General features: G+C 68.2%; 14 protein-coding genes, 2 tRNA genes and 2 pseudogenes. 10 read left to right on the forward strand and 8 right to left on the reverse strand.

What is annotated here, in order from left to right:
* The first annotated feature begins 1,402 nt into the window (after nucleotides 1-1,402).
* Together RT2_RS16230 and RT2_RS16235 are read left to right on the forward strand one after the other, a co-directional pair.
* Complete coding sequence (locus RT2_RS16230; RefSeq protein ID WP_139191201.1) at nucleotides 1,403-2,215, forward strand: hypothetical protein; 813 nt, start codon at nucleotides 1,403-1,405, stop codon at nucleotides 2,213-2,215.
* Nucleotides 2,216-2,498: 283 nt separating this feature from the next.
* Nucleotides 2,499-3,305, forward strand: a complete 807-nt coding sequence (locus tag RT2_RS16235) for a hypothetical protein (RefSeq protein WP_139191202.1) — start codon at nucleotides 2,499-2,501, stop codon at nucleotides 3,303-3,305.
* A gap of 906 nt (nucleotides 3,306-4,211) precedes the next feature.
* Here RT2_RS16235 and RT2_RS26485 read toward each other — a convergent pair.
* Nucleotides 4,212-4,412 (reverse strand): annotated as a pseudogene (locus RT2_RS26485) (magnesium chelatase domain-containing protein); the annotation flags it as partial.
* Between the two features lie 1,282 nt (nucleotides 4,413-5,694).
* Complete coding sequence (locus RT2_RS16245) at nucleotides 5,695-6,000, reverse strand: hypothetical protein (RefSeq protein ID WP_245709348.1); 306 nt, start codon at nucleotides 5,998-6,000, stop codon at nucleotides 5,695-5,697.
* Nucleotides 6,001-6,802: 802 nt separating this feature from the next.
* On the opposite strand from RT2_RS16245, the gene RT2_RS26490 reads away from it, so the two are divergent.
* Together RT2_RS26490 and RT2_RS26495 are read left to right on the forward strand one after the other, a co-directional pair.
* Nucleotides 6,803-7,234, forward strand: coding sequence for a hypothetical protein (locus RT2_RS26490; protein ID WP_169888399.1), 432 nt, complete (start codon nucleotides 6,803-6,805; stop codon nucleotides 7,232-7,234).
* Nucleotides 7,165-7,593 (forward strand): annotated as a pseudogene (locus RT2_RS26495) (site-specific integrase); the annotation flags it as partial. The gene RT2_RS26490 and the pseudogene RT2_RS26495, both read left to right, overlap by 70 nt.
* Before the next feature lie 198 nt (nucleotides 7,594-7,791).
* Here the strand turns inward: RT2_RS26495 and RT2_RS16255 are convergent.
* Together RT2_RS16255 and RT2_RS16260 are read right to left on the reverse strand one after the other, a co-directional pair.
* Nucleotides 7,792-7,865, reverse strand: a tRNA-Ile gene (locus RT2_RS16255).
* Nucleotides 7,866-8,089: 224 nt separating this feature from the next.
* Nucleotides 8,090-8,162, reverse strand: a tRNA-Asn gene (locus RT2_RS16260).
* A 136-nt stretch (nucleotides 8,163-8,298) separates the two neighbouring features.
* On the opposite strand from RT2_RS16260, the gene RT2_RS16265 reads away from it, so the two are divergent.
* Nucleotides 8,299-8,544 carry a hypothetical protein gene (locus RT2_RS16265; protein ID WP_072845833.1) on the forward strand — a complete coding sequence of 82 codons (246 nt, stop codon included), beginning with the start codon at nucleotides 8,299-8,301 and terminating at the stop codon, nucleotides 8,542-8,544.
* 17 nt (nucleotides 8,545-8,561) lie between these two features.
* On the opposite strand, the gene dnaG is transcribed toward RT2_RS16265, so the two are convergent.
* Nucleotides 8,562-10,478 carry a DNA primase gene (gene dnaG, locus RT2_RS16270; protein WP_072845834.1) on the reverse strand — a complete coding sequence of 639 codons (1,917 nt, stop codon included), beginning with the start codon at nucleotides 10,476-10,478 and terminating at the stop codon, nucleotides 8,562-8,564.
* Nucleotides 10,479-10,574: 96 nt separating this feature from the next.
* Between dnaG and RT2_RS16275 the strand changes: the two genes are divergently transcribed.
* A complete protein-coding gene (locus RT2_RS16275; RefSeq protein ID WP_174556722.1) occupies nucleotides 10,575-11,759 on the forward strand; it encodes a dipeptidase in 1,185 nt (394 codons plus the stop codon).
* An 11-nt stretch (nucleotides 11,760-11,770) separates the two neighbouring features.
* Here RT2_RS16275 and RT2_RS16280 read toward each other — a convergent pair whose 3' ends face one another.
* A complete protein-coding gene (locus RT2_RS16280) occupies nucleotides 11,771-13,051 on the reverse strand; it encodes a deoxyguanosinetriphosphate triphosphohydrolase (protein WP_072845835.1) in 1,281 nt (426 codons plus the stop codon).
* Nucleotides 13,051-13,728: a YdcF family protein gene (locus RT2_RS16285; RefSeq protein WP_072845836.1), complete on the reverse strand. Its 678-nt coding sequence runs from the start codon at nucleotides 13,726-13,728 to the stop codon at nucleotides 13,051-13,053. The genes RT2_RS16280 and RT2_RS16285 overlap by 1 nt, the downstream gene beginning before the upstream one ends.
* A gap of 151 nt (nucleotides 13,729-13,879) precedes the next feature.
* On the opposite strand from RT2_RS16285, the gene RT2_RS16290 reads away from it, so the two are divergent.
* From RT2_RS16290 to RT2_RS16300, 3 genes are all read left to right on the forward strand, one after another.
* The gene (locus RT2_RS16290; protein WP_083577423.1) at nucleotides 13,880-15,925 is read left to right on the forward strand and encodes a TPM domain-containing protein; all 2,046 of its coding nucleotides are present in this window, start codon (nucleotides 13,880-13,882) and stop codon (nucleotides 15,923-15,925) included.
* Between the two features lie 46 nt (nucleotides 15,926-15,971).
* Nucleotides 15,972-17,054 (forward strand): alpha/beta hydrolase, encoded by a 1,083-nt coding sequence (locus RT2_RS16295; protein WP_083577424.1) that lies wholly within the window; start codon nucleotides 15,972-15,974, stop codon nucleotides 17,052-17,054.
* Between the two features lie 69 nt (nucleotides 17,055-17,123).
* Entirely contained in the window at nucleotides 17,124-17,876 is a 753-nt protein-coding gene (locus RT2_RS16300; RefSeq protein ID WP_072845838.1) for an ABC transporter permease, read from the forward strand.
* Here RT2_RS16300 and RT2_RS16305 read toward each other — a convergent pair.
* Nucleotides 17,873-18,877, reverse strand: a complete 1,005-nt coding sequence (locus RT2_RS16305; protein ID WP_245709350.1) for a helix-turn-helix transcriptional regulator — start codon at nucleotides 18,875-18,877, stop codon at nucleotides 17,873-17,875. The genes RT2_RS16300 and RT2_RS16305 overlap by 4 nt on opposite strands.
* Before the next feature lie 136 nt (nucleotides 18,878-19,013).
* On the opposite strand from RT2_RS16305, the gene RT2_RS16310 reads away from it, so the two are divergent.
* A complete protein-coding gene (locus RT2_RS16310; RefSeq protein WP_072845839.1) occupies nucleotides 19,014-20,447 on the forward strand; it encodes an amidase in 1,434 nt (477 codons plus the stop codon).
* Nucleotides 20,448-20,572: the final 125 nt, after the last annotated feature.

Genomic DNA, 20,572 nt, shown 5'->3' on the forward strand with positions numbered 1-20,572 from the left:
CACCAATCCGCACCGTTCGTGATGGAACCGTTCACGGCCCGCCTACGTCAAACCAAACGGGCTTTGCTGTGAGGCCCCGTACCACACAGCAGTGCCCGGCACCGCTGTGTCTGGAAGAGAGACGGGGAGCGTCGCATCGGGAGATCAGCTGGGCGTCGATACTGACGCGTTGCGTTTGCTCGCTGCATCGTTGAGGGGCGAGGCCGACCGAATCTCGGGAATCGACCCGTCCGGTCCGATCGATACCGCGGCTGGCGCGATGCCGGGGTCGTCGATCGGGGCCGCAGCGGCACGCGCCGGAGCCCCATTACTCAAGGCACGCCGCGACAGTGGGTGGCCATCCATCAATCCATCGATCCATCCATTCCAGCAAGACTGAAACCTCTCCAGGAGGATCAGAAGCTCGCGGGAAGTCCCGCGTTCCAGCGGTTTCCGGCCAGGACCAGGCGCTGAGGTTGCGCCCGCGCCGTACGTGGCGGCCATGAAGGTCGGGTGATGACCTGGTGTAGATACGTGCACGCATCCATTCCCAGCGAGGTGGTCGCAAGTTCGAGTAGTTGACTACTTGTGACAGTCCGTGGGTTCGGCCCGACAATGCGACTCCGGCGCAGCTTGTGTGACGAAGTCTGCGACATGAGCGAGCTGAGCTATCCACGGCGGGGGAGACGGAGGCGTGGCTGTCATGACGGACGGAACGATTTATGGCGTGAAGCCCAATGGTGATCTGCAGTAGTATCGCCACGATGGCTGGCAGGACGGCACCGCACATTGGACCGCCGGCGCCCCTTTTCACCACGAATTGCAACAGCTGACCGTGCCCCTGATGGACCGGGATGTCTGTCCAGACGCACGGCTGAGCCGCATCCTCGTGCATCTTTCGCTGCAGCTCGGTCTGCTTCACCGCGATCATCGCCTGAAGCGCCATGGCATAGAGCGCACCACACGCGATCACAGCAGCCGCGACGGCAGCTGCCGCAGAGAAGTCTTCGGCCTGCATGTGAGCCCGCCGTTCAGACGCCAGAGCTACCCCAGGAATAGAGCAGCATCAAACATCGCCACATAGCCGCCACAGAATTTCACAGGCGGAAGGACACGTCACTATGACCGTGGCGGGTGCTGCCCCGGCACCTAGGCTGCGGGCGACAGACACCGCAACAGTGACTAGGCGCCGATTGGGTTCGGCCCCGACGTGCTGGGGGCTGGCGAATTCCGATGCGCGACATCGAAGGCCGACCGGGCGCACCGTCGCCTGGCGAGCATAGCTCAGTAAATTAGGTAGCCGACTACTCGACTCCATTGGCCCGCGCCTCACGTAGAATGCGATGTGGCGGTGCCAGTCGCGGCAATGAACAGGCGCGTCGCGTTCTCCGCAGGGGCCGCCCACAGGAACGGAGCCGCGGACATGCTCGACGCCGACGGGGTAATGATGTTGCTCCCAGCAAAGGCAGGCGGGACAGACTACCGGCTCGGCTCGGACTGCCCCGCAGACGATCACGATCATTTGCATCTGTGGGCCGACACCTTGACGAAGGAAACCGAAGACGGTGTGACGTTCTGGCGGTCAACTGGTCACCCGATCCAATACGCCAGCGGCAAACCCGACGGCACCAGTCACCGAATAACGATCATCGCCGGCGGCGGCGCACAGGCCTACAACTGGAAGACTGGCGCAATCGAGCACGGCTTCTGTGGTAACGCGCACGACCTGAGCGCGTTCGAAGCGACTATCTACTGCCGCCTGCACACACCGACTGGAACTCACGAATCGGTCAGTTGGATCATCCGTGGCGGCGAACACGATGCGCAACGCCCCGAAGACGCCAGCTGCATCGGCATCAGTTTGAGAGATGCGCCCAGCCAGAACTCGGTTTTCAAGGAACTCACCCATCCGGTCTACGGATATAGCGACGTCAGGCCCAAGTTTGACTACACAAAGGCCTCCGGGAAATGGCTTGGGATAAAGGTAGTTTCGTATATCGACAGCACCACCACCGTGCGCAATTTGATGTATCTTGATACCGACCCCTACAGCAGCGCAGGAAGCAAGAAAAACGATTGGCGCCCGTACCTGGAATGGACCGACACTCAAGGTGTGGTTATGGGCGCCTACGCGCAGGCCGCGTTGTGGGCGGGCTGGATGAACACCTTTCGCGTCGACGGATGGACGCTAGTCGACTTCTCGATTGTGTCGGCCAGGGAGATCGTACTTCCTTAAGCGACGGTTTATATGCTACGCCACCGATCGCTATCTCCGGAGCGGAGGAGTCTTGGTTCGCCAGGTTACACGTCGCCGGTAGCCAGCGCGCGAATGACCGCCTCGTCTTCTCAGGGACATGAGCCGTGATGCCCGGCGATCTCATTGAGAACAATCCTGAACTGTCGCTCGGGAGGTGATCTGACTCGTGATATCCGTTAGGTCGACGCCGTTTGTCACAAGCCAGGTCGACGGCCACATCATTAATGCCTCTGGCGTAGTGCCGGTGAGCGCCTCTCGGTTCGTGTTCATCGACAACAGCGATCCCCGCGCCCTGCTCGAGTTGAACCTCAACCCTGACGGCACACAGGACGGCCCGATCGTGAGGCGGCACCTCGTCGGGCTGGCCGCCGGCGCATTGTCGGATCCAGAGGGAATCGCGCGTGTCGACACCGGCGCCGGATTCGACCTGATCGTCACATCGTCGCTTTGCGTCAAGAGCGCTCCCCCGCCGGGAAAGGTTCATGCCCACGACGGGCTGGTGCGGATCCGATACACACCCGATGGTGATCTGCACGCCGACCCGATGCATGGATTTCGCGACTGGCTGATTGCCTGCCACCCCGCGCTGCCGGCGGCTGCGCAACTTTCACCCGACCAGAGCGGTTTGAACATCGAAGGCGTCGCATGGGATCCGTCGCGGCGCGCCCTGCTGTTCGGCGTCCGCTCCCCAGTCACGGCGGGCCGAATTCCGGTGCTGTGCGTCTGCCTGGACACTGATGCGCCCTGGAGCACCACTGCACTGCAACCGGGTCCTGAATTGTCCATCGAGAAGTCCGATTTTGCGTCGCCACAAGGTATTCGCGATATCGAATACGACTCAGCACGGCAGGAGTTCCTAGTCGTCCTGGGCCGGTCGCTCAGCCTTGGCACTGCGCCGTTTCAGCTGTGTACCTGGGATGGCACGGCATCCTCGGTCACCGTCCTCGACGTAAAGTTCGAGCCATCGACAATGAAACCCGAAGGTGTCGCGGCCATCCCGGGTGGCGGCGCGCGCAGCATCGTGTTCGTCGACGACGCGGGCGGCTTCGCAGTACTCAATGGTGCCTGAACAAGCATCCCCACAGCGAGTGAGAACGCCTGAACAGCCGTCAAACCAGAATCAGATCGGCCCGAACTTTCCGCAGAGTCCCAAACTAACAGAACCATGCCGAGCACGAACGCGACAGGCGGTCGGAACCTGATGTGGGCAAACAGCCACGGCTGTACGGGATATGATGCTTCCACACGCGGAGGGGGCTGCGGCTCTAATGATCGCCGTCCTTGCCTGTCGTGATATGTGGCCTCACAGCTCGCAGACTGCGCTTCCTCGCCCCGACTCAGGTCCGCCAGCCGGTTGGACCGGGTGTACAACGAGCCGGCCAGATCAGATTCGAAGACCTCAGGTTACGCATCCGCCAGCCTCCGATTGAAGCCGACGGCCTCGTGACTCGCCGCAACCGCGTCGGCGCGGCGGCCCAGCTCGCCGAGGTTATTGGCTTGTAAGTCCAGTGCTCGGGCCAAGGCGCGAATTGGGACGCGCTCGGGTGGTCGATGACGATCTGCAGGCACAACGTCACAGCGCCGGTACTCGAGGCCAGCTCTTCGACCTCTTTTGAAGCGGGTTTGTGTCGGTGGGCCACCCAGGCCGGCATGCACGCAGCTTGCCAACCCAAGATCCGGGCGGCACCAGGGGATAAGCCAGGCGCCGGGCGGTTCCCACCCTGGTCGTTAGATCAGCCTGATTCTTTTGCCGCCACGTCGCCAAGCCGACGACAACAGTAACAACCGCTCCGGCCGCTACGATCAGAGCCATCACGTCGATGTCGCCACGACTAACCCCTGCCTTCACACCTGCTCATCTGCGACGGGCAACGCCGCGCCGCCCATCTCCCTTACCAAGTATCTCGGCGACCTAGGACAGGCCAGAGCTACGTACGGCATCCTTCGTTGAGTCCGCCGAGCCACGGTGACGGTTACCGAGCACCGGGTGCGGCACCACCACGCTCGGCCGCCCCGCGGACTTGGCAGCCAGCACCGCGGGCAGGACGCCGCGGACCCCGCACAGTCGGCCATCCAGCGCCAACTCCCCGAGCAGCACCGATCTCTCAAGGTCCGCGGTCGGCGCCCGACCGTCGGCGACCGGGACCGCGCAGGCCAAGGCCAGATCGAAGCCGCTAACACCCCTCCATTCATTCCATCCATCCATCGTCTGTCACCAACTCGTGCAGCAGTCCGTGGTCTGGAAGTAACGATTCGCGTTCGACACTCGGATCGTGACTGACTCGCGTCAAATCGTAGTTCTGAGCATCAGGCGACTGCTGTCGACCTGGTATGTCCCCGGAAGAGGTGTGATCCTGGAGATTGCGAAACCAAGCGACCCTGATCTTGCTGGACCGCGCCTGGAGGGTCCAGCGCTGCGGTAACGTCTTGCGATGACCCAAATTCAGGCTTGGCTAGCTGGAGGAACACTTGGGCTAACTACGCTCATGCTGCTCGCACTGTGGGCCTTGGTGTGGACACATCGTAGGAGTAAGGCTGAAGTGCTCCTCCTCGGAGTTCCCACCGGCGAGGTCGCCGTTTCCTTGGGAAGCATCGGTATCGTCGCTACTCTCGCCTTCAGCGGCGTTTTGGACGCAAAGATTGCCGGCACGCTGCTTGGCGCTCACGTCGGGTACCATGCGGCGGCGTCCAAACGACGATAGGCGGCTGGTCTTGAAAGGGGTGTGGCCCGCCAATGGCGCCAAAGCATCAGGGCCGATTGGCCGTTCGGCCGACAGTCTCGGGAGTCGACGGAGTCGACGGAGTCGACGGAGTCGACGGAGTCGACGGAGTCGACGGAGTCGAACTTACGACGGATCAGGCCGCCGCGTAACATCCGCAGGACTCAACTCACCCTGACACGCAGGAGACCCACACACAGGCACTCGGTTCCGACTTCGAGCTTTGAGCCGATCGCCCCACCGACTGCGTGCATGGACCGGTAGTTGTCGAGGTGGTCGAGGACCATCCTCACCGCTCGCTCAAGCCATTCGGCCGGGTAACGCTTGGGCATGATCCGCATCCCTAACAAGAAAGGAAGCAGATCAAGCCCGGGGACGGTTTACCGTGCTCCGCGCGAGCCGGGGACTGCCCCCGATTCGGGTGGCACGGCACCGATCACTCAAACTGGCACTTCGACTGTGCAGCAGCCGCGCGAATCTGGAACTCCTCCAGTTTTGTGTGATCAGGCCCCCCCGTTAAGTGTGATCACCAACTGGTTAACCTATCCAATCCGCTTGCTGCCCAACACGCTCCGCCATTGGTGAACACCTCTACAGCAGGCAAACGGGGTTCTTCCCGATTCAAAGTGCTCGTCCAAATCCTATGACCTATCCCTTAACTGGACGATGTGGTCCACTAAAGGGCACAGACGCTCCAGATCGAGGCGTCAGCGGCGATGGTGGAGAAGAGAACTGCACTCAGTCCGCCGTCAGGTCGTCGGCCATGTCCCGCAGATCCTGCTCGTGGCCACCGGTGACTGCCAGTTCGGCGGGCGAACGTGGATCGTCGGCGAACGCGGTCGGGTTCAGCCACCACGACGCCACGCCCCACGGATCTCCCTTGGCGTTGAGCTGCTGGTTGATCTCGGCAACGATCGGCCGAACCTGTTGGCGTGCAGCGTCGAACTGGAAACCGTTGAACACGAAGCGCTGGCACCTGCACGCGGCGGCCTTCACTACGTCTACCAACATGACCTCGACACGATCGTTGCGGCACAGCGACACTTAGAAGAGAGTGAAGCGCAGGTCGATCAGGCGCTCGCCGTCTCCCAGGTCATGCGGCTCGCGATTGAACTATCCGAGGGGAGACAGGGACCGTACGTCGTGCACTGGTTAGCACCTTCAATTACACGCTGGCTGGCAATCCACCTACGGACCACCAAGGAAGACGTACTGAGACTTATTGGCATTCCGACAGCGGTCGTCAATGACGAGTTGACCCGTGCCGACAAGGACTTTCATTCCTTCGAAATGTCCGGCCTCGACTTGGAGTGGGATGGGCCAGACTATGCTCCGAACTTTGGAAAGTGGATCCGCGGCTTCACAGGCCACAAGGAACACACCGTTCAGCAAGAGATTCAAGGACGGGGTCGGGAGCTCCTACTTCACAAGGTCCAGGAGCACCTGCATGACGCTGCGATCACCCTCCTTTGGCGTCGCTACTTCCCGTTCGTAACCGAGGCCCCGACCGCTCGGGGTGGCCGAGTCGAAAGGCTCAGAACCCCAGCCGTCGAAGGAGTCGACATGACCGACATTGATGCGAAGTGCACATCACCCCGTCTCACTTGAAATGAATCGCTAGATGGCTGGCAGACCGCCGCTTCGAATCGGGCAGCATGGAAAGATCATCCGCCGCCAACTTGGCGGCGGCATTTGGTTGGCGCACTGCCGATTCCGCGACACAGACGGGGTAGTCCGCCGAGTCGAGCGGCGCACCCCGGCTGGCACCCGCGACCAACACGGGAAGCTCGCCGAACAGGAGCTACTCGACCACCTCGATTCGCGCCGCGCACCGAGCGAGGACGAGGTGACCGACTCGACCACGATCACGGCGTTGGTGACGACGCATCTCTTGCGCCTCGAGGACGAGGGGCGGGCCGCGGCGACGATGGACACCTACCGGTTCGCGGCTGGGAAGCTCGAGAGCAAGCTCGGCGGTGTCAGGGTGAGCGAGGCCACGGCCGGCCGAATCGACAGCGCCATACGGGCAATGAGCAAGGCGCACGGACCGACGATGGCGCGGCAGGCGAAGACGATCCTTCGGGGTGCCCTCGGTATCGCGGTGATCGCCGGGGCGCTCGACTCGAACCCGGTGCGCGACGTCTCCCCCATCAAGTCCAAGACACCCCGAAGGGTGCACGACCACACACTGCCGACGAGCTGCGCGCGCTGCTCGTCGCGCTCGGCGAGTCGGACTACTGCGCGGCGAACGATCTGGTCGACCCGATCACGCTCCTGATCGCGACGGGCCTAAGGCGCTCGGAGCTGCTGGCGCTGCGGTGGTCCGACGTCGACGACGACGCCGGCACCGTGACAGTGTCCGGGAAGGTCGTGCGAGCGAAGGGCGACGGGCTGCAGCGCGTCGAGGCGGCGAAGACGGCGGCGGGTCTGCGGACCATCGCCTTGCCGCTGTTCGCGCTCGAGGTGCTGAAGCGTCGGGCCGACGAGCCGCAGCTCGGGCAGCTCGGCGTGATCTTCCCGTCGACAGCCGGCACCCTGCGCGACCCGAACAACTTCGGGAAGCAGTGGCGGAAGGTCCGCGACGACCTCGGGGTGCCGGGGGTGACGACGCACAGCTTCCGGAAGGCGCTCGCCACGCTGATCGACGAGGAGGGGCTGTCTGCGCGCATCGGTGCCGACCATCTCGGGCATCGGCGTCAGCATGCCGATGGACCGGTACATGAGCCGCGGCCGGACGCACGCGGTTGTCGCGGATCTGCTGGACCGGACCGTTGCCGTAAACGACGATTAAACGTCGGATGGCACCTCCCCCGATTGGGAAAAGTGCCATCTACGTGGGGCGGGCGGGGCTCGAACCCGCGACCAATGGATTATGAGTCCACGGCTCTAACCGACTGAGCTACCGCCCCAATTCCGCGCGGGCGACGCCGGCGGACTGCAGAGCAGAATGCTACCGGCCCCCGCGACGCGCACGAGCGGAGGGTGCAGTAACCCATCCGGACCTACGACCGGCGCGACCGCCCACCGGGCAGGTGATCCTCATCACATCCCAAACTACAGCCCGAACCGGGCGAACCCCCGACACCAAAGAAGCCGCCCACCAGGTGATCCTGGTGGGCGGCTTCTCAGTGTGCTCCCCCGACTGGACTCGAACCAGTAACCGTCCGATTAACAGTCGGAAGCTCTGCCAATTGAGCTACAGGGGATTACTTCAGCGCCTCCCGTTTCCGTTTGGCTGCAGAGAGACTTTAACCCATAACCCCACCCAGGTGCCAAATCGCCTGCCCAACGCGTTGTCAGGCACACTGTGGGCAGGCCGTTCGTCGGGGAGGAAAGCAGGAAATGATGCGCTTGTTGATCGGTATCGCCGCGGGCTACGTGCTGGGAAGCAAGGCAGGCCGGGCTCGCTACGAACAGATCAGCCGGGCCGCCAAGGCCGTGGCCGGCAGCCCCGCCACCAAGAAGGTGATCGAGGTGGGCCGTCAGAAGCTCTCCGACAGCCTCAGCACCCAGCCGAAGCTCGAGCCGCTCAAGCAGATCGACACCGAACCCGACACCACCATCTACGTGCCACGCGAACGCCTGTAACGGCTCCCCGCCGGGGGCTAGATGTCCTCCGAGTTGTCCCCGACCGCCTGCTCCAACAGGCTGCGCCGGTACTGCTCGAGCGCGACCAGGTCGCCGAAGAGCGACATGTACTCGTCGGGGTGGTCGGCCTGCGACATCCGCTGCAGCTTGGACTTGAGGTCGGCGACCTGCTGGCCCACCCACACCTCCTGCAGCCGGGCGAGCACCCGCGGGATGTAGTCGGCCATGTCGGAGGCCCGCATCGGCTCGACGGCCAGCTCGGTCACCAGCGACTGCAGCGGCTCCACCAGCCGTCCCACGGCCTCCATCCACTCGGCGCCGCCGAGGCCGGCCCCGGTCCCGCCGGCGTCGGCGACGGCCTGACGGATCATCGCGTAGGCGGGGTGGCTGAACGTCTCGACGGGCAGCGAGTCGAACACCGACCCGGCGATCGCCGGGTACTGCAGGGCCGCCTTGAGCGCGTCGCGCTGCGGCCACAGGGACGGGTCCTTGGGGTTCGGGCGGGCGGGCACGGCCGGGCCGTCGGTGGCCGGCGCGGGCGTCTCGGCGAACGACCCGGACTGCTGCGGCCGACCCCGGGCCGCGTTGCGCGGCGAGTTGCGACGCGCCTCGTCGCGGACCCGCTTGATGACGGTCGGGATGTTGTCCCAGCCCACCCAGCCCGCGAGCTGACGCGCGTAGTCCTCGCGCAGCGCCTCGTCCTTGATCCGGGCCACCACCGGCACCGTGCGGCGCAGCGCCTCCACCCGGCCCTCGCTGGTCTCGAGGTCGTGCTCGGTGAGCAGCGACTTCACCACGAACTTGTACATCGGGATCCGGCGCGCCACCAGGTCCCGGACCGCCGCGTCGCCGGCCGCCTGCCGCAGCTCGCACGGATCCATACCGTCCGGCGCGACCGCCACGAACGACTGCCCGGACATCTTCTGGTCGCCCTCGAACGCCTTGAGCGCCGCCGCCTGGCCGGCCGCGTCGCCGTCGAAGGTGTAGATGACCTCGCCGCGAAAGTAGCTGTCGTCCATCAGGAGCCGGCGGAGCATCGCCAGGTGGTCCTCGCCGAACGCGGTGCCGCACGCCGCGACCGCGGTCTTCACCCCGGCCAGGTGCATGGCCATCACGTCGGTGTAGCCCTCGACGATCACCGCCTGGTGGCCCTTCGCGATCTCCCGCTTGGCCAGGTCCAGGCCGAAGAGCACCTGAGACTTCTTGTACAGCATGGTCTCCGGCGTGTTGATGTACTTGCCGGGCATGGTGTCGTCGTCGAAGAGCTTGCGGGCGCCGAACCCGATCACGTCGCCGCCGAGGTTGCGGATGGGCCACACCAGCCGCCGCCGGAACCGGTCGATGGGGGTGCCGCGCTTGCCGGGCGTCGCCAGCCCGGCGTCGATGATCTCCTTGGCCTCGAACCCCTTGGTCATCAGGTGCTTGGTCAGGGTGTCCCAGCCGTCGGGGGCGTACCCGCAGCCGAAGGTGACGGCGGCCTGGCCGTCGAAGTTGCGTCCGGTGAGGTACTCGCGGGCGGTCTCGGCGTCGGGTTCGCGCAGCCGCGCCGCGTAGAACTCCTGGGCCGCCGCGTTGGCCGCCACCAGCCGGGCCCGGGTGCCGCGGTCGCGCTGCACCGACGGCCCGCCGCCCTCGTAGGAGATGGTGTAGCCGACCCGGTCCGCCAGCTGCTCGACGGCCTCGACGAAGGAGACGTGCTCGATCTTCTGCAGGAACGAGTAGACGTCGCCGCCCTCGCCGCAGCCGAAGCAGTGGTAGGTCCCGTGGTTGGGCCGGGCGTGGAAGGAGGGCGACTTCTCGTCGTGGAACGGGCACAGGCCCTTCATCGAGTCGCCGCCGCTGCGCTTGAGCGCGACGTACTCCCCCACGATGTCTTCGATGTGTACCCGGTCGCGAATGGCCGCGATGTCTCGTTCAGAAATTCGGCCCGCCACTGGGCCAGTGTAGGCGCTGCGCGTCGGTGAGCTTTTCAGGCAGCCCCGGCCACCAAAAGTACTCACGGGCGCGCAGCGCCTCCTAGGATTCGCGACATGTCGTCTCCGAAGCGCAGGTGGCTGCGTCCCATCCTGATCGGTTCGCTGGTCCTCGGCGTCGTCGCCGTGGTCGGCTTCTTCACGGTCGCGCCCGGCGCCGTCGAGCGAAGCATGAACAAGACCGTCGCCGCCGACCTACCGGAGGTCAGCGCGCAGACGCGCGAGCTGCACGACAGTCTGCAGATCGCCGACATGCACTCGGACACCCTGATGTGGGACCGCGACATCCTGAAGCGGTCCAGCCGCGGGCACATGGACCTGCCCCGCCTGCAGGACGGCAACGTCGCACTGCAGGTCTTCTCGTCGGTGTCGAAGTCGCCGAAGCACCAGAACTACGACTCGAACTCCGACCAGACCGACAACATCGAGCTGCTGACGGTCGCCCAGCTGCAGCCGCCGCGCACCTGGGGCTCCCTGCTGCAGCGCTCGCTCTACCACGCGGAGAAGCTGGAGAAGGCGGCCGCCGACTCGGACGGGCAGCTGCGGCTCGTCCGCACGCGGGCCGACCTGGCGAGCGTGCTCGACGACCGGGCGGCCGGGCAGAACGTGACCGGCGCGCTGTTCTCCGTCGAGGGCCTGCAGAACCTCGAGGGCAACGCCGCGAACTTCGACCGGCTCTACGACGCCGGCATGCGGATGGCGGGGTTCACCCACTTCTTCGACAACGAGACCGCCGGCTCGATGCACGGCGAGGAAAAGGGCGGCCTCACCGACCTCGGGCGGACGGTGTTCGCGGAGATGGAGCGGCGGGGGGTCATCGTCGACATCGCGCACGCGAGCCACCCGGCGATCAAGGAGATGCTCGAGCGGGCGACGCGGCCCGTCGTGGCGAGCCACGGCGGGGTGCAGGCGACGTGCGACGTCAACCGCAACCTCACCGACGACGAGATCCGCGGCGTCGCGGCCACCGGCGGCGTGGTCGGGATCGGCTACTGGGACGCGGCGGTGTGCGAGCTGACCCCCGCCGCGGTGGTCGACGCGATCGAGCACGTGATCAAGGTCGGCGGCCTCGAGACCGCGGCGCTCGGCAGCGACTACGACGGGGCGACCACGGTGGCCTGGGACACCAGCGAGATCGCGGTGATCACCCAGGAGCTGCGCGACCGCGGCCGCAGCGACGACGAGATCCGGGCGATCATGGGCGGCAACACGCTGCGGGTGATGGCCGAGGTGCTGCCGTAGGCGTTCCGCGCCTAGCCCCAGGCGGCCTGCGCGCCGAGGCTCTGCTTGTCCACCCGCTCGAGCCGGCTCTCGGTGTAGGACGCAATCTGGTCGACGATCACCCGGGTCCGCGCCGCGTCGTCCCCGGCCCGTTCCCACGCGGGCAGCAGCAGCGGGTCGAGCCCCGACGGCGCGGTGCGCAGCAGCCACTGCGCCACCCGGTGGATCCGGTCGCGTTGGCGGTCCTGCCGGGTCCGGTGCCCGGCGTCGGACATCACGTACCGCAGCGCGACCGTCTTGAGCAGCGCCACCTCGGCCGCCACGATCGGCGGGATCTCCAGGTCGGCGTCGTAGCGGGACAACGGCACCCCGCCGGTGACGGCCAGGGTCTCGGTGACCGCGGCGGTCGCGAACCGCCCGACCAGCTCGCTGGTCAGGTTCTTCAGCGCCACCGAACTGGCCAGCGTGCCGTCGTAGCTGCCGACGCCGACGACCACCGGCAGCACCGAGAGTCGTTTCGCCGCCTCGACCAGCTCGCCGACGACCAGCCCGCGGAACTCCGAGGCACCCATCTCCGCGAGCGCGCGCTGCTCGGCGGGGTCGGCCAGCGCCCGCAGGTCGATCCGGCCGGCGATCACCCCGTCCTCGACGTCATGCACGGAGTAGGCGACGTCGTCCGCCCAGTCCATGACCTGCGCCTCGAGGCAGCGGCGGGTCCCGGGCGCGCCCTCGCGCACCCACTCCAGGATCTCCGCGTCGTCCTCGTAGGCGCCGAACTTCGCGCCGGGCGCCGGCCGGGTCCACGGGTACTTCACCGCCGCGTCCAGGGCCGCCCGGGTGAGGTTGAGCCCCACGCTGCGACCGTCCGCGTCGAGGACCTTCGGTTCCAGGCTGGTGAGGATCCGCAGGTTCTGCGCGTTGCCCTCGAAGCCTCCGCAGTCGGCGGCCACCTCGTCGAGCGCCTTCTCCCCGTTGTGCCCGTAGGGCGGGTGCCCGATGTCGTGCGCCAGGCCGGCCAGGTCCACGAGGTCCGGGTCGCAGCCGATGCCGTCGGCGATGCCGCGGCCGATCTGCGCGACCTCGATCGAATGGGTGAGCCGGGTGCGCGGGGTGTCGCCGTCGCGCGGGCCCACCACCTGCGTCTTGTCGGCCAGCCGGCGCAGCGCGGCGCAGTGCAGCACCCGGGCGCGGTCGCGGGCGAAGTCGCTGCGCCGGGCGGAGGTGCCGGGCAGCCCGCCGACCTTCGGCGCCTCCACGACGCGGCGGTCCACGTCGTGCGGGCGGTACACCGCGGTCACCGGTTCGCCGTTCATCACTGCACCGCGGTGTACGGGAAGTCGGCCGAGAAGTGGGTGAGCTGGTACCAGAGCAGCGCGCCGGTCTCCCGCATGATGCCGTGCGCCTGCGACTCCCGGGTGAACACCGCCGGCCCCTGCCGGGTCGGCGCGGTCCAGGCCTCGAGCCCGGCGTCGCGGGCCATGGTCCGGGCGCGCAGCGAGTGCCAGGGGTCGCTGACCAGCACGGCCGAGGTCATCCCGTTCTCGCCCATCACCCGGCTGACGCCCTCGACGCTGAGCAGCGTGTCCGAACCCTCCTCGACGGCGATGATGCTGTCCGCGGGCACGCCGCGGCCGATCATGTAGTTCTTCCCGGACGCGGCCTCGGTGTAGACGTCCCCGACCTGCTTGCCGCCGACGGTGACCACCTTCGGCGCGACGCCCTTGTCGAAGAGCTTGACAGCCTGCTCGAGGCGCGCCGCGAACACCGACGACGGGGTCCCGGAGTACTGGGCGGCGCCGAGCACCACGATCGCGTCGGCCGGGGTCACGTCGCTGATCCGGGCCACCTGCCACACCCGGACCGCGGTCCCGCCGACCAGCACCACCGCGATCAGGATCGACCCGGCCACGAAACGGCGGGCCCACCGGGCCAGGGTGCCGCCGAATCCGAGTCGGTCGGCGTCGCGCTCGACCAGTGCTGTTGAACTCACTCCGTAAGTCTGCCAGCAACCGCGCGCGGCGCGTGGCCCGGCGCGCCCGTTCGGCGCCGGTCGAGCCGTTGGACCGCGACCGTCGGCGTGGCTCGCCGGTCGCGGCGGTGACGGCAGCGAGAAGTCGTCCCCTCCCGATAGATTCATCCCCATGGCATTCGCACAGCCGCGCGCTCGCGCTCGACACGCCGACCACCGGGCCGGGTTCGCCCGCTTCTCACTCGCGGCGGTGTTGACCACAGTCGCGGCCCTGCTCGGGCTGCTCACCCTGCCCGGGCTCGCGGCGGCCGAGGCGCCGTTCCGGATGCCGGGGCAGATCTCGGACCGGATCGGCGTCCTCGACGACACCCAGCGCGCCGACGTCCGCTCCGCGCTGGACACCCTCTTCGACGAGCAGCACGTGCAGCTGTGGGTGGCCTACGTCAGCAGCTTCGACGGCATGGACGCCGACAGCTGGGCCGCGAAGACCGCGCAGACCAGCGGGCTCGGCAGCCAGGACGTGCTGCTGGCGATCGCCACCGACGACCGCGCGTACGCATTCGACGCGCCGTCGGACCTGAAGAACGTCACCTCCTCCGAGCTCGACAGCATCGAGCGTGACGGCATCGTGCCGGCGCTGCGCGAGGACGACTGGTCCGGCGCGGCGATCGCGGCGGCGGGCGGACTGTCCGACGCGATGAGCAGCTCCGGCTCGTCCGGCACCGCGAAGTACCTGCTGGTCGGCGGCGCCGTGGTGATCGTCGGCGCGGGCGGCACCGTGCTGTACACCCGCCGCAAGAAGAAGGACCGGATCCGCGCCGGCGTCGACGCCGCGCGGGACGTGGACTGGACCGACCCCGTCGCCGTGGCCGCGTTGCCGCTGACCACGCTCGACGCCCGCGCCCGGGAGGTGCTGGTGGAGACGGACAACGCGGTCCGCACCAGCGAGGAGGAGCTGAACCTGGCCACCGGCGAGTTCGGCGAGCACGCCACCGCACCGTTCACCGCGGCCTTCGAGTCCGCGAAGGCCGCGCTCGCGTCGGCGTTCACCATCCGGCAGCGGCTCGACGACGACGTGCCCGAGACGCCGGAACAGCAGCGGGACATGCTCGTCACCCTGATCTCCACCTGCAGCAAGGCGGACGCCGAACTGAACTCGCAGGTCGCCGAGTTCGACGGGATGCGCGACCTGCTGATCGACGCCCCGGCCCGCCTCGACGCCCTCACCCAGCAGGTGGTTGAGCTGACCGTGCGGATCCCCGCCTCGGAGACCGTCCTCGACGGCCTGCGCACCGAGTTCCCGGCGCCGTTGCTGGCGCCGGTCGCCGAGAACGTGACCCTTGCCCGCCAGCAGCTGGCGTTCGCGGACCAGAACATCACCGCCGGCCGCGCCGCCACCGCCCTGCCCGCGGGCAAGCAGGGCCCCGCGGTCACCGCGATCCGCGCGGCCGAGGGCGCCGTCACCCAGGTCCGCGACCTGCTCGACGGCGTCGACCACGCCGCCGACGACATCCGCAACGCCATCGCCACGCTGCCCGCGGCGATGGACGAGACCCGCAAGGACGTCGCGGCGGCCGTCGGGCTCGCGGAGTTCGGCGGCGAGCGGCTGGCGCAGGCGAAGGCCGCCGCGGAGGCCGCGCTGGCCCGGGCCGAGGCCGACCAGCACAACGACCCGCTGGGCGCGTTCACCGAGATCGCGAAGGTCGACCGCGAGCTGGACACCATCCTGGCGGCCGCGCAGGACGCGCAGCAGCAGGCCGAGCGGGCCGCCGCGCGGCTGACCCAGGACCTCACCGCGGCGCAGGCGCAGATCACCGCCGCGACGGACTTCGTCAACACCCGGCGCGGCGCGGTCGGCGCGGAGGCCCGGACCCGGCTCTCCGAGGCGCAGCGCCACTACGAGGCCGCCCGTCAGCTGGCCGCGTCGGACCCGTCGAAGGCGCTGCAGCACGCCCAGGCCGCCGGCGACCTCGGCGCCCGCGCGATGCGGCAGGCCCAGTCCGACGTGCAGCGCTGGGAGGCCAGCCGTCGACCGCAGCAGAGCGCGGGCAGCAACACCGGCGCGATCCTCGGCGGCATCCTGATCGACTCGATGATGCGCGGCGGCATGAGCGGCGGCTGGGGCAACCGCGGCGGCGGGGGCGGCGGCGGTCGCTCCCCCGGTTCGTTCGGCGGGCCCAGCAGCTCCGGCCGGATCACCCGCAGCGGGCGGTTCTGAGCGCAGCCGCCTCTGCGCACCGCTGACGGCCGATAGACTCGCCTCTATGGCCGGTCTGGTCGACTCCGCGAAACGGCATGGCGTGCAGGCACTGCTGTCGCTGCCACCCGGCGTTGTCCGCCGTCTGGCGGGGCCGCCCGTGGAGATTGCGGGCAACATCCTCGACGCCGAGATGCAGCTGGCCCTCACTCTCCAAAGGCTCGAGGGCAGGGCGATCGAGGACCGCCCGATCCCGGAAGGCCGTCGCGTTCTCCTGAGGCGCTCCAGGGCGGTCGGTGGGCACCTGCCGATCGGCGCGGTCACCGACCTCGACATCGCGGGACCAGCCGGTCCACTCAGGTTGCGGTTCTACACCCCTCGCGGCCTGTCGACGCAGTCCCCGGCGCTGTTCTTCGCCCATGGTGGCGGCTTCGTCTACGGAGACCTCGACAGCCATGACGCGGTGTGCCGTTTCCTCGCAGAGCGGGCCGGAATCCGCGTCGTTGCCGTCGACTACCGGCTCGCCCCCGAGTCGCCCTTCCCCGCCGCAGTCGAAGACGTCGAGACCGCCTACTCGTTTGTGACCACCAACGCGACCGGCCTCGGCATCAACCCGAACCGGATCGCCGTCGGCGGTGACAGCGCGGGCGCAAACCTCGCCGCGGGACTGGCCCAGCGCGCAGCGCACGAGGACATCGCGGTGCCGCCCGCATTCCAGCTCCTGATCTACCCCGCTACAGATTTCGCCGTCGAACGTGCCAGCAGGACGACCTACGAAAACGGATTCTTCCTGTCCAGACGATTCACGGAAGTCGCCGAGAACAGCTACATACCCGCCGGAACGAACCGGACCGACCCACGACTGTCCCCCATCTACGGTGACCTCACCGGCCTTCCGCCCGCCTACGTGGTCACCGCCGGATTCGACCCGTTGCGCGACGAGGGTGACGAGTACGCCGAGAAGCTGCGCCAAGCGGGTGTCGCGGTGGAACACGTCGTCGAGAGCGGGCTGATCCACTCCTTCGCCAACATGGTCGGGGTCGGCCGATCTGGTCCCGAAGCGATGAGCCGGGCCGCGGCCGCGCTGCGGCGGGCCCTGTTCAGCCCCACCGCCAGTTCCCCGGCATCGTCGACGCCTCCGATCGGCTGAGGCCGGGGCCACATCGGAGACTGGGGTGAGACGGCGCTCGCGTCTGTTGCACCGGGGAGAGGAGCAGCGGTGAGCACCTCGCTGGCGCACCCCGGCCTCGCCCTGGCCGTGGTGTGCACGGTGATGGCGCTGGCCGCGGCGCTGGTCTACCGGGTCGCCGCGCTCGACCACCCCCTGGTGGTGCCGCGGGCCGCGCTGCGCGGTGCCGCGCAGTTGGCCGCCGTCTCCGTGGTGCTGGCCGCGGCGCTGACGCACCTGTGGTCGGCGGCGGCGGTGCTGGCGCTGATGTTCGCGGCGGCGTCGGTGACCTCGGCCCGGCGGGCCGACGCCGGGCGGTCTGCGGCGTGGTTGAGCGTGGCACTGGCGGCGGGCGTCGGGGCCGTGCTGCCACTGCTGCTCGTCAGCGGGGTGGTCCCACTCGAGGGCGTCGCCGTCATCCCGATCGGCGGCATCGTGCTCGGCGGCGCGATGACCGCGACCTCGCTGGCCGCCAAGCGGTCGCTCGACGCCATCACCCAGCGCTACGGCGAGGTCGAGGCGGCACTGAGCCTGGGGCTGAGCCTGCGGGACTCCCGGATGGAGGTCATCCGGACCGCGGCCTCCGACGCGCTGCTGCCGGGTCTGGACCAGACCCGCACCGTCGGGCTGGTCACGCTGCCCGGCGCGTTCGTGGGTGTGCTGCTGGCCAGCGGGTCCGCAGTCCAGGCCGGGGCCGTGCAGATCCTGGTGCTCGTCGGCCTGCTGCTGGCCCAGACCTGCGCCGTCGCGGTGACGATGGAACTGGTCGCCCGGGCGGTCGTGAGGCGGGGCGTGCCGGTCTAGCCCGGGTTGAGAAGGAGGCCCGGTTTCGCCGCGCAGCGCAAGGCATCGAAGCTGTCGAGGTCGTGCTCGAAGGCGGCGCGGGCCAGTGCCGTGCGATTGGACACTCCGACCTTGGCCAGCGCCGACTCGATGTGGCTGCGCGCAGTGCGGACCGAGATGCCCAGAGCTTCGGAGACCCGCTCATTCGACCAGCCGCGGGCGACCAGACCGACGACGTCGAGTTCACGGGCGGTGAGGCCACCGAGAACGTCGGCTCGGCCGATCCGGACAAGTGCGGCGCCCGACCTGGCGACGACGCGCACACGCCACCACTGCCCGTCGGCGCCGCGCTGATGCAGGCCGGCCCGAACGCCACCATCGGCCACCGCGAGTCGAGCCAGTCGACGCAGGTCCGAGGTAGACAGCGCGGCGCCGTCCAGCGTTCCGACCCGGACATCGACCGAATCGCCCTTCACCCAGACGACCAGTTCGGCCGACGTGTCCTCCGGCTCGGCACCAGGATCGATCAGTCCGGCAAGCTCGCTCGACAGCATTGTCAGCGCCAGTCGCGCGTCGTCGTCGAGTGGCCGGGCGTGGGTCGAGCTCATCGCGACAAAGCCGGGGCGCACCGTGCCACCCGCGTCGACCACCAGCGGCAATGTCAGGCCTTCATGAAAACCGTTTGGTTGCAGCACCTCTCGATAAGTGCGGGTCGTGTGAAAGTCGAAGGGTAGGTCTACGAATCTCATGGCGACGGGATGCCTCAGCGCATAGTCGTGACCAGGGCAGCTGCGCGCGTAGACCGACGCGATGAAGTCGATGACATCGCTCGGATAGTCGATGTTGACCAGTACCGGCTGGGCGCCCGCATGACCGTCGAACCCGTGTCCCATGAGTGCGGCACAGTCGAAACCCAGCCCGTCGCGTGCGGTGCGGACGGGCGCCGAGACCGGCAGGTCGCCGTGCCCCGCCGCGCGCACTTCCTCCGCGAACCGGGTCCACCACCGGATGCTGTTCGCCACGCCGCCTCCCGAATTGGCCGAAGCCTGTCGCCGGATCGGCCGAACGGCCGATGTGTCCCGCGACACATTCGAGCACGATCGGCGTCGAGCCACCCCGAGCGGGGTGGTCCCACCGGACCCTCGAGGAGATTGAGCCATGAACATCGACGAGTACGCAGCCCTCGACGCAACCGGCCTGGCCGCGGCGATCGCCTCGGGCGACGTGACTGCCGACGAGGTCGCGGCCATCGCGACGAAGGCGCTCGACGACGTCAACGACAAGCTCAACGCCGTGGCAACAGGACCGTTCGAGAAGCCCCTCGACTACGCCCGAGACGGCCGATTCGCAGGTGTGCCGTTCGTGATCAAGGACTTGGTGTGCCACGCAGAGGGCGTGCCGACCCGGATGGGTACACGCATGCTGGGCGACGGCATCCGCCCGCCCGCCGACACTCATCTGATGGAGCGGTTCCGCGCCGCCGGGCTGGCCACGCTCGCGGTCTCCACGACGCCGGAGTTCGGCTTCAACGCCAACACCGAGGCCCTCACCTACGGCTCCACGCGAAATCCCTGGAACCTCGACTACAGCGCGGGCGGGTCCAGCGGCGGCTCGGCCGCGCTCGTCGCGGCGGGCGCGATCCCGATGGCCCACGCGAACGACGGCGGCGGCTCGATCCGTATCCCGGCCGCCAGCAACGGCCTGATCGGCCTCAAGCCCAGCCGTGGCCGGGTGCCGCTGGGACCCGACCTCGGCGACGCGTTGAGCGGATTCGCGATGGAGTTCGCGGTGACCCGCTCGGTCCGCGACACCGCCGCGCTGCTCGACGACGTGGCGGTGAGCTACCCCGGCGACCGCTTCGTCATCGCCCCGCCCAGCCGCCCGTGGGCCGCCGAGGTCGGCGCCGACCCCGACCGCCTCCGGATCGCCGTGCACACGGAGTCCTGGGCGGGCACCTACGTCGACCCGGAGGTCGCGGCCGCCGTGGACTCTGTGGCGTCGACCCTCGCGGCCGCCGGCCATCACGTCGAGCGTGCCACCCCGGACTTCGACTGGGAACCGCTCCTGCAGGCGAACGTGGTGATCTGGTCGGCCTTCCTGGCGGAGTCGGTCGCCGGAGTCGAGGCCATGACCGGCGTCCTCGCAGGCCCGGACAACCTCGAGCGGACCACGTGGGAATGCGTCCAGTTCGGCCGGCGCGTCACCGCGGTGGAGCTCGGCCTGGCCAACGCGACGATCAACACGGTCTCCCGCGAGGTCGGCCGGTTCTTCACCGACTACGACGTGTTGCTGACCCCCACGTCCAACTCGCCGTCGGTCCCGCTGGGCCAGTTGGACGCGAACGCCGACCTGACCGCCGCGGAGTGGACCAAGCAGATCTTCGACACCTGCTCGTTCACGCCGCTGTTCAACGCGACCGGCACCCCGGCGATCAGCCTGCCGCTCGCCCAGTCCAAGCAGGGCCTGCCGATCGGCGTCCAGCTGGCCGGACCGATGTGTTCGGAGGCGATGCTGCTGCGCGTGTCGGCACAGCTCGAGCAGGCCCTGCCGTGGGCCGATCGACGTCCCGGCGTCCATGTGACGACGCTGTGACCGGTCGTTGAACAGCGAAGGTCTCCTGTCGTCGAGTGGAGCTACGACGACCCACGCAACGCCAGGAGACCTTCGTGGTCCACGACCCCCGGCTCAACGCCGGCGGTCGCCCATACCGGCTAGCC

It is taken from the genome of Rhodococcus tukisamuensis NBRC 100609 (assembly GCF_001894985.1).
In the GTDB taxonomy this organism is placed as follows: Bacteria; Actinomycetota; Actinomycetes; order Mycobacteriales; family Mycobacteriaceae; genus Rhodococcus_G; species Rhodococcus_G tukisamuensis.

Bases quoted from the DNA above. Each gene is read 5' to 3' on its own strand.
- RT2_RS16230 (WP_139191201.1), top strand. From the start codon at position 1,403: ATGCTCGACGCCGACGGGGTAATGATGTTGCTCCCAGCAAAGGCAGGC.
- RT2_RS16265 (WP_072845833.1), top strand. From the start codon at position 8,299: ATGATGCGCTTGTTGATCGGTATCGCCGCGGGCTACGTGCTGGGAAGC.
- RT2_RS16275 (WP_174556722.1), top strand. From the start codon at position 10,575: ATGTCGTCTCCGAAGCGCAGGTGGCTGCGTCCCATCCTGATCGGTTCG.
- RT2_RS16280 (WP_072845835.1), bottom strand. From the start codon at position 13,051: ATGAACGGCGAACCGGTGACCGCGGTGTACCGCCCGCACGACGTGGAC.
- RT2_RS16290 (WP_083577423.1), top strand. From the start codon at position 13,880: ATGGCATTCGCACAGCCGCGCGCTCGCGCTCGACACGCCGACCACCGG.
- RT2_RS16295 (WP_083577424.1), top strand. From the start codon at position 15,972: ATGGCCGGTCTGGTCGACTCCGCGAAACGGCATGGCGTGCAGGCACTG.
- RT2_RS16310 (WP_072845839.1), top strand. From the start codon at position 19,014: ATGAACATCGACGAGTACGCAGCCCTCGACGCAACCGGCCTGGCCGCG.